Origin of the sequence: Bradyrhizobium sacchari, assembly GCF_002068095.1 — a bacterium.
Lineage (GTDB): Bacteria > Pseudomonadota > Alphaproteobacteria > Rhizobiales > Xanthobacteraceae > Bradyrhizobium > Bradyrhizobium sacchari.
Genome location: NZ_LWIG01000001.1, coordinates 872,974 through 886,217, shown reverse-complemented (window position 1 = coordinate 886,217; position 13,244 = coordinate 872,974). Strand labels below are relative to the sequence as shown.

Below are 13,244 nucleotides of genomic sequence, written 5' to 3'. Positions count from 1 at the left end.
CGGACCATCCCGGAATGACGGTGCTAGTAGCTACCTTCCCACCTGGTAGGGCCCGCCCTTTTCCAGCGCGCGGGCATAGGCCGGCCGCGCGTGGATGCGCTCCAGGAACGCCATCGCCTTGGGATGGCCCTGCTCGAGCCCGCCGCGCGCCTGTGCGGCTTCCAGCGGGAAGCTCATCTGGATGTCGGCGGCGGTGAACTCGCTGCCGGCGAACCACTCGCTCTTCGCAAGCTCGCCCTCCCAATAGTCCATGTGCTGCTTGAGCTGCGGATTGACCAGCGCGGTGAGGGCCTGGTTCGAGACCTTGCGCACCAGCGGACGCAGCAGCGCCGGCGCGCGCTTCGGCATCAGCGTGAACAGCAGCTTCAGCAGCAGCGGCTGCATCGCCGATCCTTCCGCATAGTGCAGCCAATAGGTGAAGCGCAGCCGCTCCGGCGTGTTCGGCGGCGGGATCAGCCGGCCGTTGCCGTAGGTGGCGATGAGGTATTCGATGATCGCACCCGACTCCGCGATGGTGTTGCCGTTGTCGGTGATGACCGGCGACTTGCCGAGCGGGTGGATGGCGCGCAGCTCCTTCGGCGCCCGCATGTCCGGCTGGCGCTGATAGCGCACGATCTCGTAGGGCACGCCCAACTCTTCCAGCAGCCACAGCACGCGCTGTGAGCGCGAATTGTTGAGGTGGTGAACAGTCAGCATCGTGGGGTCCCCGGGGCTTGGCATGGTCGAAACGGCCGCGCCGTTCGTGCCAGCCCGGAAACGCATTGTCGAGCCGCCGGATGCAGATATTTTCACCCGGGTATATTGACGTCGTCAATTCACCCGGGTATTAAACCCGCCAACACGGTCAAAAATGGCAATGATTCCAATGCAGAAGATTTTCACCGCCTTTCAGGGCTTGCGCCGGCTTGTGTCCGGGCCGGCCGGCGAGGTCGCGCTGGTGGTCAAGCGGGTGGCGCCGCGGCCGGACGAGCCCATCGTCATCTTCGAGGACGCGACGGGCCGATCGATCGACTTCGATCTGCGCGGCGGGGATCGCGAGGTGCTGGCACGGCTGGCGAAGCTTGTCCCGCCCCCGGTCGAGGAGAGTGCAGAACCGGCCGAGCCGCGCGGCCGCGGCCGGCCAAAACTTGGCGTGGTCGCGCGCGAGGTGACGCTGCTGCCGCGGCACTGGGAGTGGCTCAACGCTCAACCCGGCGGCGCCTCGGTCGCTCTGCGAAAGCTGGTCGACGAAGCCCGGCGCGCCAGCGGCGACAAGGACCGCGAGCGGCAGGCGCGCGATGCGGCATATCACTTCATGTCGACCATGGCGGGCAATCTGCCGCAATTCGAGGAGGCCTCGCGCGCGCTGTTTGCCGACGACAGGCGACGCTTCACCGGACTGATCGCAGACTGGCCGACTGACATCCGCGACCACATCGTCAAGCTCGCCTACAGCGACCGCGCTTAAAGCGCGTTCTCTCTCAACCCATCGACGGCCCAAGCCGCGTGCCTGGCGCGGCAACGGCTTCGCAGGCCCTGATGAAAGGCCAATCTTATGTCCGCCCCAAAGCCGCTCTGGACTACGTTCCTCCGCTTCCTCGCACCACTCATGCTCGGCAACGCGCTGCAATCGCTGTTCGGTACCGTCAGCAATATCTATCTCGGCCAGATGATCGGCGTTGACGCGCTCGCTGCCGTGTCGGCGTTCTTCCCGGTGATGTTCTTCCTGTTCGCCTTCGTGATGGGCCTGAGCACCGGAGCCACCGTGCTGATCGGGCAAGCGTTTGGCGCGGGCGAGCAAAACAGGATCAGAAGCGTGGTGGGAACGACGCTTGCTGTCGGCCTGCTGCTCGCGATTGCGATTGCACTCGTCGGCGGACTTTTCAGCCGGCCGTTGATGGTGCTACTCGCGACGCCCGCGAACATTCTGGACGAGGCCAGTCGCTATGCGCGCATCATGCTGCTCACGATGCCGCTCGGCTTCGTCTTCCTGCTGACGACGGCGATGATCCGCGGCGTCGGTGACGCACTCACACCATTGTTGGCGCTGGCCTTGTCGACGGCGATCGGCCTGATCCTGACGCCGATTCTGATCCGCGGCACGTTTGGATTGCCCGCCCCCGGTATCACCAGCCCGGCATGGGCAGCGGCGATCGCCAACGCGCTGACGCTGGTCGTGCTCGCCGCCTATTTGCTGCGGAAGAAACATGCGCTCGCACCGGACGCTGCATTGCTGCGTCACCTCCGCCTCAACAGTGCCGTGCTCGGCAAAATTCTCGGCGTTGGCCTGCCGAGCGCGATCGGCATGGTGGTGATGGCGATCGCCGAGCTGGTGCTGCTCGGTCTCGTCAACGATTTTGGCTCGAACGCCACCGCGGCCTACGGTGCCGTCAACCAGGTGATGGGCTATACGCAGTTCACCGCGATCTCGATTTCGATCGCGGTCTCGATTCTCGGCGCCCAGGCCGTCGGCGGCGGCGACAGGGCCCGGCTCGACGGCATCGTGCGGACCGGTCTTGCGTTCAACATCGTCCTGACCGGCGGGCTGGTGGCGCTGATCTATCTCGCGCCGCGCGCCGTGCTCGGCATCTTCATCACCGACGGCGCCGTGCTTGATCTGGCAAAGGGAATGCTCGACATCGCCTTGTGGAGCTCGGTGCCGTTCGGCCTCGCCACGGTGTTTTCAGGCGTAATGCGCGCGGCCGGTGTCGCCGTCACGCCGATGCTGCTGTCGATCTTCGCCATTGTCGCAATCGAGCTGCCGGCTGCGGTCATTCTCAGCCGCACCGTTGGCCTCGCGGGCGTATGGGCCGCCTATCCCATCGTGTTCTGCGCCATGTTTGTTTTGCAGATGGGCTATTACCTCCTGGTGTGGCGCAAGGGCGCGATCCGGCGCCTGATCTGACCCTCAAAGTATTATGACCATCATTAAACGGTAGACCCGCGGCGCGCCCTGCGCCACAATGGAGGAAAGCGAGATCAGGGAGATGAGAATTTGACCCGCACAGCTCCGCAGTTCCTGTTCGATTTCGGCAGCCCCAATGCCTATCTCAGCCATCTGGCGATCCCGGCGATCGAGCAGCGCATCGGCGTCAAATTCGACTATGTGCCGATCCTGCTCGGCGGCATCTTCAAGTCGACCAACAACAAGTCGCCGGCCGAGACGCTCGCCGGCATCAAGAACAAGCGCGAATTCCAGCAGGTCGAGACCGAGCGCTTCAGCAAGCGCTTCAAGGTCCAGCCTTACGTCATGAACCCCTTCTTCCCGGTCAACACGCTGAACCTGATGCGCACCGCGATCGCGGCGCAGATCGAAGGCGTGTTCGAGAAATATGTGGACGCCGCCTTCCATCACATGTGGCGCGAGCCGAAGAAGATGGACGATCTTGAGGTCGCGGCAAAGGCGCTGGCATCCTCCGGACTCGACGCGCAAAAACTGTTTGCCCGCGCGCAGGAACCGGAGGTCAAGGCCAAGCTGATCAAGAACACCGAGGAGGCGGTCGCGCGAGGCGCTTTCGGCTCGCCGACCTTCTTCGTCGGCAACGAGATGTTTTTTGGCAAGGAGCAGTTGCGCGAGGTCGAGGAGATGGTGCTGGGGACGTAGTCCCTTCATTCTCCGGCGACAGAATGTGATCGCGGCGCCATTCTGGATTGCTTCGCTTCGCTCGCAATGACGACTATAGATGGACCGCCAATAGCAACAAAAAGGAATATCCCATGCGTATTCTCGTGGTCGGCGCCGGCGCCATCGGCGGCTATTTTGGTGGCAGGCTGTTGCAGGCCGGCCGCGACGTCACCTTCCTGGTCCGGCCGCGCCGCGCCGGCGAGCTCGCCAGCGCTGGCCTCGTCATCAAGAGCCCGAATGGCGACGTGACCCTGAAAAATCCGCCGACCGTGCAGGCCGACGCGCTCAAGGACAAGTTCGACGTTGTGCTGCTCAGCTGCAAGGCGTTCGACCTCGACGACGCCATCAAGTCGTTCGCCCCGGCCGTCGGCCCTGATACGTCGATCATTCCGATGCTCAACGGCATGAAGCATCTCGACATCCTCGATGCCAAATTCGGCAAGGACCGCGTCCTCGGCGGCCTCTGCGCCATCGCCGCGACGCTGAACGAGAAGCGCGAGGTGGTGCAGCTCCAGCCGATGCAGTCGCTCAATTACGGCGAACGCGACGGCAAGCCGTCGGAGCGCGTCAAGGCGATCGACGAGGCCTTCAGAAGCGGCATCAATGGCGCTACCGCCAGCCAGAACATCATGCAGGACATGTGGGAGAAGTGGGTGTTCCTCTCCTCGCTCGCCGCAAGCACCAGCCTGATGCGCACCTCCGTCGGCAACATCCTCGCCGCCCCCGGCGGCCGCGACTTCCTGCTCGGCATGCTGGATGAGACCAGCGCCATCGCCACGGCGTCCGGCTATCCACCGGGCGGCCCGTTCTTCGAGCGCGTCAAAGGCAATCTCACCACCGAGGGATCGCCGATGACCGCGTCGATGTTCCGCGACATCAAGGCAGGCCTGCCGGTCGAAGCCGACCACGTCATCGGCGATCTCATCACTCGCGCCGATGCGGCGAAGGTGCCGGTGCCGAAGCTGCGCATCGCGTATACGCATTTGAAGGCGTATGAGAGGCAGCGGGCGGGGTAGCTCGCGCTCCGCACACCGCTGTCGTCCCGGACAAGCGCGCCCAAAGCGCGCGCAAATCCCGGACCCAAAGCCACAAGAAGGACATGGCGTGCGACGACGTCACTTCGAGCCCCGTAATCACGTCTTCGGTGATGGGTCCCGGCCTTCGCCGGGACGACGGCGGAGTTTGCCGCTTTCCGTTATTTGAAGTTCGCCAGATAATGCGAGACTGCCGTGATCTCCTCGTCACTCATGTGATAGGCGACATCGGCCATCGCGGCGACACCGCCGCCGACGCGCGCGCCCGCCTTGTAATCATGCAGCGCCTTGACGAGATATTCCTCGCGCTGCCCTGCGAGCCGCGCCACCGCCTTGGTGCCGGCAAAGCTGTCGGTATGGCATGAGGCACAGCGGAGGCCGACGGCAACCTGCGCGCCTTTCTTCGACAGGTCCGGATCGTTGTCGTGCGCGGCCTTCGCCGGCGTCATTTGCGAAAAATAGGCGCCGAAATTGCGGATGTCCTCGTTGGTGATCTCCTCGGCGATCGGCTGCATCTGGTCGTTCTTGCGCGAACCGGCGCGGAAGAAGACGAGCTGCCACTGGATGAACTGATCGGGCTGGCCGGCCAGCGAGGGGATGTTCTCCGTCTGCGAAATGCCGTTCTCGCCGTGACAGCCGGCACAGACGGATGCCTTCTCCTTGATCGCGGAATCGTCGGCGGCGCTGACTGGAAGGGCGCCGAGCGTCAGGAGCGCAATCGCGCCGATTGCGTGCGAGGTGAACTTCCGGCGCATGATGGGAATTCCGATCTGTCGTGTTCGTCATTCGGGGGCGCACCGCTCGGCGCGAGCCCGGAGTCCATAACCACCAATCGGGGTTATGGGTTCCGGACCTGCGCGCAAGTAGCGCGTAATCCGGAACGAGGGCGTGGGACGTTGAAATGAATGAGGCCGCGGCCATCGCGCGGTCGCAGCCCCTTCGTTACGTCGCGCTACTTCTTGCTGTAGCTGATGCGATAGATCGCGCCGGCCCAATCGTCGGCGACGAGGATCGAGCCGTCCTTGGCGAGGATGATGTCGTTGGGACGGCCGAGATAGCCTTGGTCACCCTCGATCCAGCCGGAGGCGAACACCTCCTGCTTGGCGTTCTTGCCGTCGGGCCCGACGATCACACGCATGATGCGGGCGCCCTGGTACTTGTGCCTGTTCCAGGAGCCGTGCTCGGCGATCAGGATGTTGTTCTTGTATTCGGCGGGGAACTGGTCGCCGGTGTAGAACTTCATGCCGAGCGGAGCGACGTGGGCGCCGAGATTCAGCACCGGCGGCGTGAACTCGGAGCACTTGTGGCCCATCGCGAACTTCGGATCCGGCAGGTCGCCCTGGTGGCAATAGGGATAGCCAAAGTGCTCGCCGATCTTGTTGATCATGTTCAGCTTGTCGGAGGGCAGATCGTCGCTGACCCAGTCGCGTGCATTCTCGGTGAACCAGAATTTGCCGGTGCGCGGATCGACATCGCCGCCGACCGAGTTGCGGACGCCGAGTGCCCAGATTTCGGCGTTGCCGGTCTTGGGATCGACGCGGCGGATCTGCGAGACGCTGGTCGGGGGAATGCCGACATTGAAGGGCGGCCCGAACGGCAGGAAGAACCAGCCCTCCTTGTCGACCGCGATGTACTTCCAGCCATGCGCGGCATAGGACGGCATGTCGTCATAGACGACCTTGCCGTCGCCGAGCTTGTCGAGATTGGCCTCGGCGTCGTCGTAGCGGATCAGCTTGTCGACCGCGATGACGTAGAGCGCGCCGTCCTTGAAGGCGAGACCGGTGGGCATGTTCAGCCCCTTGAGGATGGTCTTGACCTCCTTCTTTCCGTTGTTGTCCTTGATGGCATAGACGTTGCCGAGGCCGAACGAACCGACGAACAGCGTGCCCTTGTCACCCCAGGCCATCTGCCGCGCGGCAAGGACGCCGGGCGCATAGACCTCGATCTTGAAGCCTGGCGGCAGCTTGATCTTCTTCATCATCGCCGCGAGCTCGGCCTCCGAAGCGCCGGTCGGCGGTCCCGACGGCGGCGCAAGGCCCTTCTGCGCCTCGGTCTCGTCGCCGAGGAACCAGTCATCCGGCGGATGGGTCCAGAATTCCTTGGTGCCGGATTCGTATTTCTTCAGTGCCCGGTTTTGGTCCTGCTGCTGCGCATTGACAACGCTGGTCCCGGCAAGAAGGGCCACGGCCGCAAGCGCCAACACGGATCGATGGAACATCGATGTCATCGCGTCACTCCCCTAAGGCAGCCGTCAGGGCTGCGATTTATTTTGTTTTGCTAGTCGAGAGGCGAAGTTGGAGTCGGCCGACGAGGCCAACGCAAAAAGGTTAGCACATCTGCGAGCGGTGAGAAGCGCATCGCATGCGCTGCGCTTGCGCTCAATAAAAGTTGAGACGGATTACTCTGGATGCCGGCACGGCAGCCGCAATGATCTCGCTGCAACGCGGAATCCAGATGGCGCGCGGCTCAATTTGCAGGCAGCGGGAAGGGCCCACATAAAAAATGCGAAAACAACCCCATGCACCGTAGAACGGCTGTGGCTGCATCGCGGCCGGTGACACCGCGCAGGCGTCTGGCGCGTCGTGCAAAACTGCAAAAACGGTGATCAGGAGGCGACGGGGTAGGGCCCGTCCTCAAACACCGCATCATGATAGCCTTTCGACCCGACCTCGCGGGAAAGCGCGCTGCGAAAATCATGGTCCGTACGAAGGCTCCGCAGCACATGCGCGAAGTCGAATTCGGGCCGCCAGCCCAGCTCGCGCCGGGCGCGCGCGTTGACATAGACGCGGTCGATCTGCGGAAACAGACGCCAGCCGCGCGCCGCGTAGAGCTGCGCGCAATCCGGATAGAGCGCGCGCACGACACTTGCGGCGTCATCCGCCAGCGCCGCGAGATGATGCGGCTCGAACGGGCTCGTGGCCGAAACGATGTAGCGGGCGAAACCGATTTTTGGCGCACGCTCGACGGCGAGCAGATGGGCGCTCACCGCGTCCGCTATATCCAGCCGGCGATAGAGCAGCTCGTTGGCTTGCGCGTTGTCCAGCGGGTAGGCCGACCGCATCAATGGATCGTCATCCTCCTCCGGAAAGAAGCGCGAGGTCCGCAAGACCACCATCGGAAGCCTGCGCTCGCGAAAGAACAGCTCGCACAGCGTCTCCGCCATCAGCTTGGTGGTGCCGTAGATGTTCTTCGGCACCGGCGGCAGATCCTCGGTGACCCACACCGCCGCCTGTCCCGCGTCCGGCCGCAGTTGCGAGCCGAACGCGCTGGTGGTGCTGGTGAAGACGAAGCTCTTCACGCCGGCGGCCGCAGCCGCCTCGAGCAGATTGAGCGTGCCGGTGACGTTGGTGTCGACGAAGTCCTGCCTGGAATGGGTCGCCACGTGTGGCTTGTGCAACGTCGCGGTGTGGATGACGGCGGAGACGCCGTGCATCTGTTCGCGCACGAACGCTGGATCGACGATGGAGCCGACGGCCTCGGTGAAGGGCGATGCCTTCAGATCGATTCCACGCGCAAACGAACCGCGTGCCCGAAGTGTCCGCAAAAGGGCCTCCCCGAGATGCCCTGCGCTGCCCGTAACCAGAATTGTCATTGCAACCCCAAGATAGCCCCAAGACAGCCGCCAGCGGCGTGGAAGACCACGGCCCGGTCTGGTTTAGCTGGATGCTCTGGGAAAAAATTGGAGCGGGCGAAGGGGCTCGAACCCTCGACCCCGACCTTGGCAAGGTCGTGCTCTACCACTGAGCTACACCCGCATCCTGTGTCGGTCGCGTGACGCGCCGGCAACGGCTGTCGTATGCCAAAAGCGGGAGGGGAATGCAACAGCTACCGGCAGCATAGATTCGCAATTGCGGGCCCTAAATCGACCCTTAATGCGACAGAATCGCCGGAAAATGGCCCGGAACCACCGAATCGGCCTTGATGGATTGAAATTCGGCCCTTTCGGCCCAATTTAGGAGCCGACAACAAGCACAGGCATTGGCGACGTGCTAAAGAGCCGCCATTCCAGACATCAGACGAGGGGATCCCGTGACGATCATCGACCAGGGTAACGGAGCCGCCAACCCGGCTGCGGCCGATCTGATCAAGGACACCACCACCCAGAGCTTCATGAAGGACGTCATCGAGGAATCGAAGCGCCAGCCGGTGCTGATCGACTTCTGGGCGGAGTGGTGCGGCCCCTGCAAGCAGCTCACCCCCATCCTGGAAAAGGCGGTCAAGGCCGCCAAGGGCAAGGTCAAGCTGGTCAAGATGAACATCGACCAGCATCCGGCGATCCCGGGCCAGATGGGCATCCAGTCGATCCCGGCAGTGATCGCCTTCGTCAACGGCCAGCCGGCCGACGGCTTCATGGGCGCGGTGCCGGAGAGTCAGCTCAACGCCTTCATCGAAAAGCTGACCAAGGGCGTCACCGCCCCGGGCGAGGTCAATGTCGCCGAGATCGTGCAGGAAGCCGACGCCGTGCTCGCCGAGGGGGATGCCGCGGCCGCCGCGCAGATCTATGCCGAGGCGCTGCAGCATGATTCGACCAACATCGCGGCCCTGGCCGGCCTTGCCAAGTGCTACGCCGTCTCGGGCGCGATGGAGCAGGCCAAGCAGACGCTGGCCATGGTGCCGGAATCCAAGCGCAACGATCCCGCGGTGAAAGCCGTGCAGACCACGATCGATCTCGCCGAGCAGGCGGAGCAGCTCGGGCCCGTGGCCGAGCTGGAACAGAAAGTCGCCGCAAACCCGCTCGATCATCAGGCCCGCTTCGACCTCGCGACCGCGCTCAACGCGCAGGGCAACCGGGCGGCGGCCACCGAGCAGCTGCTCGCGATCATCAAGCGCGACCGCAAGTGGAACGACGACGGCGCCCGCAAGCAGCTCGTGCAGTTCTTCGAAGCCTGGGGCGGCACGGACGATGCAACGGTCGAAGGCCGCAAGCGCCTGTCGACGATCCTGTTTTCGTAAGGGAAAGCGTATAAGCGTCAGCGGGGACCAGATGCCGATCAACATCGAATATCGCGGGCCCGCCGATCTTCCGGAAATCATTCCGGTGTTTCCGCTGCCGGGCGCGCTCTTGCTGCCGCGCGGCCAGATGCCGCTCAACATCTTCGAGCCGCGCTATCTTGCGATGGTCGACGACTCCCTCCGCGACGGCCATCGCCTGATCGGCATGATCCAGCCCGACGTGGCGCACTCGCCGAAGAATTCTGACAAGCCGGCGCTGTTCCGGGTCGGCTGCGTCGGCCGCATCACCCAGCTCGCCGAATCCGGCGACGGCCGCTATATCCTCGAGCTCACGGGCGTTGCGCGCTTCAAGGTGGTCGAGGAGCTCGAGGTGCTCACCGCCTACCGGCAGTGCAAGGTGGATTTCTTCGCCTTCGTCGACGACTTCACCGCCCGCATGGGCGAGGACCAGGTCGACCGCGAGGCGCTGCTGGCGGTGCTCGCCGACTTCCTGAAGGCCAACAATCTCAAGGTCGACTGGGAGGGCGTCGAGAGCGCGCCCAACGAGGCGCTGGTCAACGCGCTGGCGATGATGTCGCCCTACGGCCCCGCCGAAAAGCAGGCCATGCTGGAGGCGCCGGACCTGAAGACCCGGGCCGAGATCCTGATCGCGGTCACCGAGATGGACCTCGCCAAGAAGCGCACCAGCGGCGATCCGCCGCTGCAGTGAGGGTCTGAAAGCTCACGCGGCGCGGATGGCCGCTCCGTCGCGCCGCAGCATCCGGGCGACGTCGGATGCAGGCATCGGCCGGCTGAAATAGTACCCCTGCGTTTCCATGCAGCCCTCCTCACGGAGGATGTCGAGCTGCTCCTCCGTTTCGACGCCTTCGGCGGTCGTCGTCTTGCCGAGGCTGACTGCGAAACGAACCACGGCTCGTGCGAGATGGCGCGCTTCGGCCCGCGTGCTGGACAGTTCATCGACGAAACTGCGGTCGATCTTGACCTTGTCGAACGGGAATCTCTGCAGAAAGCTCAGCGACGAATAGCCGGTGCCGAAATCATCCAGGGCGATCCGCACCCCGAGCTCGCGCAGCTGGGCGAGCACGGCAAAAACGGCTTCGCTGTCATGCATGATCACCGTCTCGGTGACTTCGAGCTCGAGCCTGTGCGGCGCTATTCCAGAACTCGCCAGCGCGCCGACGATGACCGGAGCGAGCTCCTTGCTCCTGAATTGCGCGGGAGACAGGTTGATTGCGATACCGACCTCTTGAGGCCATTTGGCAGCTTCCGCGCAGGCGGTCCTCAAGACCCATTCGCCCAGCGGCACGATCAAGCCGGTTTCCTCCGCAAGCGGGATGAATTCGCCCGGCAGGACCAGTCCTCGCTGCGGGTGACGCCAGCGCAGCAAGGCCTCGAAGCCACGGGTCTCGCCGGTCGCGGCGTTGACGAACGGCTGGTAGTGAAGCTCGAATTGACGCTCCGAGAGCGCATCCCGCATGTCGCGCTCCAGATTGCGCCGCGCATGCATGAGCTCGTCGAGCTCCGGTTCGAAGAAGCGGAATGCACCACGTCCACCGCTCTTGGCCGAATAGAGGGCAAGATCCGCGCTCTTCATGATCACGTCGGAATCGTTGCCGTCGCGCGGCGCGATGGCAATGCCGATGCTGGTGCCCACCGTGACGCGGTGATCGCCGAGATCGAAGGGTTCGCAAAGCGCCTTTCTGATGTTCTCGGCAAGGGCGGCGGCCTCGACGGCCGGATTGGTCACGTAATCGATCACGGCGAACTCGTCCCCGCCCAATCGCGCGATCAATGCGGTGTCCGTGACGCATTCGCGCAGACGCGCGGAGACGGCGCGCAGCAGGGAGTCGCCGGCCGGATGGCCGAGCGTGTCGTTGACCTCCTTGAAGCGATCGAGATCGAGCATGAGCACTGCGAGATCGACGCCGCCGTTGCGCGTCACCGCGATCGCATGCTCCATCCGCTCCCTGAGCAGCACGCGATTTGGCAGATCGGTCAGCGCGTCGTGCTGCGCCATATGGGTGATCTTGGCCTCGGACCGGCGCTGCTCGGTGACATCGAGATGCGTGGCCACCCATCCGCCACCGGCCATTGGCTGTCGCGTCACGCAGATCAGCCGGCCATCGGCAAACTCGTCGATCCTGCTCGAGACGGCATCGAACGGCAAGGCCGCCAGTTTCGAGATGAATTTCTCGGCAGCGCCCTCGCTGCTGTCGCTCTTGAGGATACCGGTCATGACGCGATGCCTGATGATGTCGGCGTGAGGGGTCCCTGTTCTCAGCAGTTCCGGCGGCAACCGATAGAGCAGGGCATAGCGCTCGTTGCTGACGACGAGCCGCTTCTCCGCATCGAACATGCAGAGCGCCTCGACCATGTTGTTGATGGCCGTGTCCAGCCTGAGTTTCTGCTCCTGGATTTCCCTTTGCGAATCTTCCACCTGCTGCCTGGCGAGCGAAAGTTCGCTGATGATTTGCTCGAACCTGCTGGTTCTGGTCGCAAGGCGGCGATCCGCGAGCACGCCGACGAAGCTCATCCCGAGCACCGATAGCGCCACACCCGCAATTGCGACGGCAAGGAAGCTCGGCGAAAGCGACAACGTATCGTGTGCCAGCGTCGGGTCTGGAACGATCTGCACCGCCCCCATGGCCGTGAAATGATGCGACACGATGGCGAGCGTCAGCAGCAGCGCCGCGGCGAAGGTCCCCCATCTGTTCTTGCGGCCCAAGGCAACCGCGAGCGCGACGTAGCCCAGGACCATGCCGAGGATGATCGAGATGAACACCAGCTCCGGCGACCAAATCACACGACCCGGCACTTCGAGGGCCCACATGCCGATATAGTGCATGCTTGCAATGCCGGCGCCGATGATGCCGCCACCGGCGGCTGCGCGCCACCGGCCGGAATTGTTGACGGCAACGCCAAAACCGCCCGAGGTGAGAATCATTGCCGCGGCGAGCGACAGCGCCGTCAGGACGAGGCCATAACCGGTCGGGACGCCAGGCTCGTAGGCGAGCATCGCGACAAAATGCGTTGCCCAAATTCCGTAGCCGATGGCCGCGCCGGCAATCGCAATCCAGAGCGACCGCGTCCAGCCTCGCGAGGCGACTGCCCGATGGAAGATGCTGACGGCTACAATGCTTGCAGCGAAGCAAACCAGGCCGGCCAGCATGACAAGCCGCCAGTCGTGCTCCGCCGAGAGGCAGTTGAAAACGCGGAACATTCAATATCGCTCCCTCGTCAATACTATCGAGGATTGAGCCGATCAGACTTTGTCCGCGTTAATTTTCTGCAATGCCCAGTTGCATGCCTATCGCGAGGTAAATGATTCCCGGCGAATGACGCCAGTTGAGGTAGTGGTGCGGGTTTAGGATGGTTCCGTCCCGTGAAACTACGCGGTCGAGCGGAGGCTATGGTTGGTCGGGAACTCTACCGGTTCCGCTTAGGGATGATGCCGGATGCGCTTGCGGCCGCTGATCATCGCGCGGATCAGGTTCTCGCGCTGAAGACGTCCCATCAGCAGCACGCCCACGACGTGCAGCACGACCAGCACGATGACCGCGTCCGATGAATAATGGTGGGTGTCCTCGACCCACCAGACGCCGAAGAACGTCACGGTCACCGACATCGCGCCCGTGATCGCCGAAACGGCAACC

12 protein-coding genes and 1 tRNA gene are annotated in these 13,244 nt (G+C 63.7%); 6 read left to right on the top strand and 7 right to left on the bottom strand.

Features of this window, described 5'->3' with window-relative positions; genetic code table 11:
• Positions 1 to 30: 30 nt before the first annotated feature.
• On the bottom strand, positions 31 to 696 hold the full coding sequence (locus A5906_RS04100; protein WP_080133914.1) for a glutathione S-transferase family protein: 666 nt from the start codon (positions 694 to 696) through the stop codon (positions 31 to 33).
• 154 nt (positions 697 to 850) lie between these two features.
• Here A5906_RS04100 and A5906_RS04095 point away from each other — a divergent pair, with 154 nt between their 5' ends.
• From A5906_RS04095 to panE, 4 genes are all read left to right on the top strand, one after another.
• Complete coding sequence (locus A5906_RS04095) at positions 851 to 1,447, top strand: DUF2239 family protein (RefSeq protein ID WP_136614927.1); 597 nt, start codon at positions 851 to 853, stop codon at positions 1,445 to 1,447.
• 87 nt (positions 1,448 to 1,534) lie between these two features.
• Positions 1,535 to 2,884 carry an MATE family efflux transporter gene (locus A5906_RS04090; protein ID WP_080133912.1) on the top strand — a complete coding sequence of 450 codons (1,350 nt, stop codon included), beginning with the start codon at positions 1,535 to 1,537 and terminating at the stop codon, positions 2,882 to 2,884.
• Positions 2,885 to 2,974: 90 nt separating this feature from the next.
• Positions 2,975 to 3,583 (top strand): 2-hydroxychromene-2-carboxylate isomerase, encoded by a 609-nt coding sequence (locus tag A5906_RS04085; RefSeq protein WP_080133911.1) that lies wholly within the window; start codon positions 2,975 to 2,977, stop codon positions 3,581 to 3,583.
• A 113-nt stretch (positions 3,584 to 3,696) separates the two neighbouring features.
• Complete coding sequence (panE, locus tag A5906_RS04080; protein ID WP_080134068.1) at positions 3,697 to 4,620, top strand: 2-dehydropantoate 2-reductase; 924 nt, start codon at positions 3,697 to 3,699, stop codon at positions 4,618 to 4,620.
• Positions 4,621 to 4,799: 179 nt separating this feature from the next.
• Here the strand turns inward: panE and A5906_RS04075 are convergent, their stop codons facing one another.
• From A5906_RS04075 to A5906_RS04060, 4 genes are all read right to left on the bottom strand, one after another.
• Positions 4,800 to 5,393 (bottom strand): c-type cytochrome, encoded by a 594-nt coding sequence (locus A5906_RS04075; protein ID WP_080133910.1) that lies wholly within the window; start codon positions 5,391 to 5,393, stop codon positions 4,800 to 4,802.
• Between the two features lie 197 nt (positions 5,394 to 5,590).
• Positions 5,591 to 6,865 carry a PQQ-dependent sugar dehydrogenase gene (locus A5906_RS04070; RefSeq protein ID WP_080133909.1) on the bottom strand — a complete coding sequence of 425 codons (1,275 nt, stop codon included), beginning with the start codon at positions 6,863 to 6,865 and terminating at the stop codon, positions 5,591 to 5,593.
• A 378-nt stretch (positions 6,866 to 7,243) separates the two neighbouring features.
• Positions 7,244 to 8,230 (bottom strand): NAD-dependent epimerase/dehydratase family protein, encoded by a 987-nt coding sequence (locus A5906_RS04065; RefSeq protein WP_080133908.1) that lies wholly within the window; start codon positions 8,228 to 8,230, stop codon positions 7,244 to 7,246.
• 88 nt (positions 8,231 to 8,318) lie between these two features.
• Positions 8,319 to 8,393, bottom strand: a tRNA-Gly gene (locus A5906_RS04060).
• Between the two features lie 274 nt (positions 8,394 to 8,667).
• Between A5906_RS04060 and trxA the strand changes: the two genes are divergently transcribed.
• Positions 8,668 to 9,591, top strand: coding sequence for a thioredoxin (trxA, locus tag A5906_RS04055; protein WP_080133907.1), 924 nt, complete (start codon positions 8,668 to 8,670; stop codon positions 9,589 to 9,591).
• A 31-nt stretch (positions 9,592 to 9,622) separates the two neighbouring features.
• On the top strand, positions 9,623 to 10,300 hold the full coding sequence (locus A5906_RS04050) for an LON peptidase substrate-binding domain-containing protein (RefSeq protein WP_080133906.1): 678 nt from the start codon (positions 9,623 to 9,625) through the stop codon (positions 10,298 to 10,300).
• 12 nt (positions 10,301 to 10,312) lie between these two features.
• Here A5906_RS04050 and A5906_RS04045 read toward each other — a convergent pair whose 3' ends face one another.
• Positions 10,313 to 12,811, bottom strand: coding sequence for an EAL domain-containing protein (locus tag A5906_RS04045; protein WP_080133905.1), 2,499 nt, complete (start codon positions 12,809 to 12,811; stop codon positions 10,313 to 10,315).
• A 219-nt stretch (positions 12,812 to 13,030) separates the two neighbouring features.
• A partial coding sequence (locus A5906_RS43790) for a cytochrome b/b6 domain-containing protein (protein WP_347337586.1) occupies positions 13,031 to 13,244 on the bottom strand: 214 nt, incomplete at its 5' end.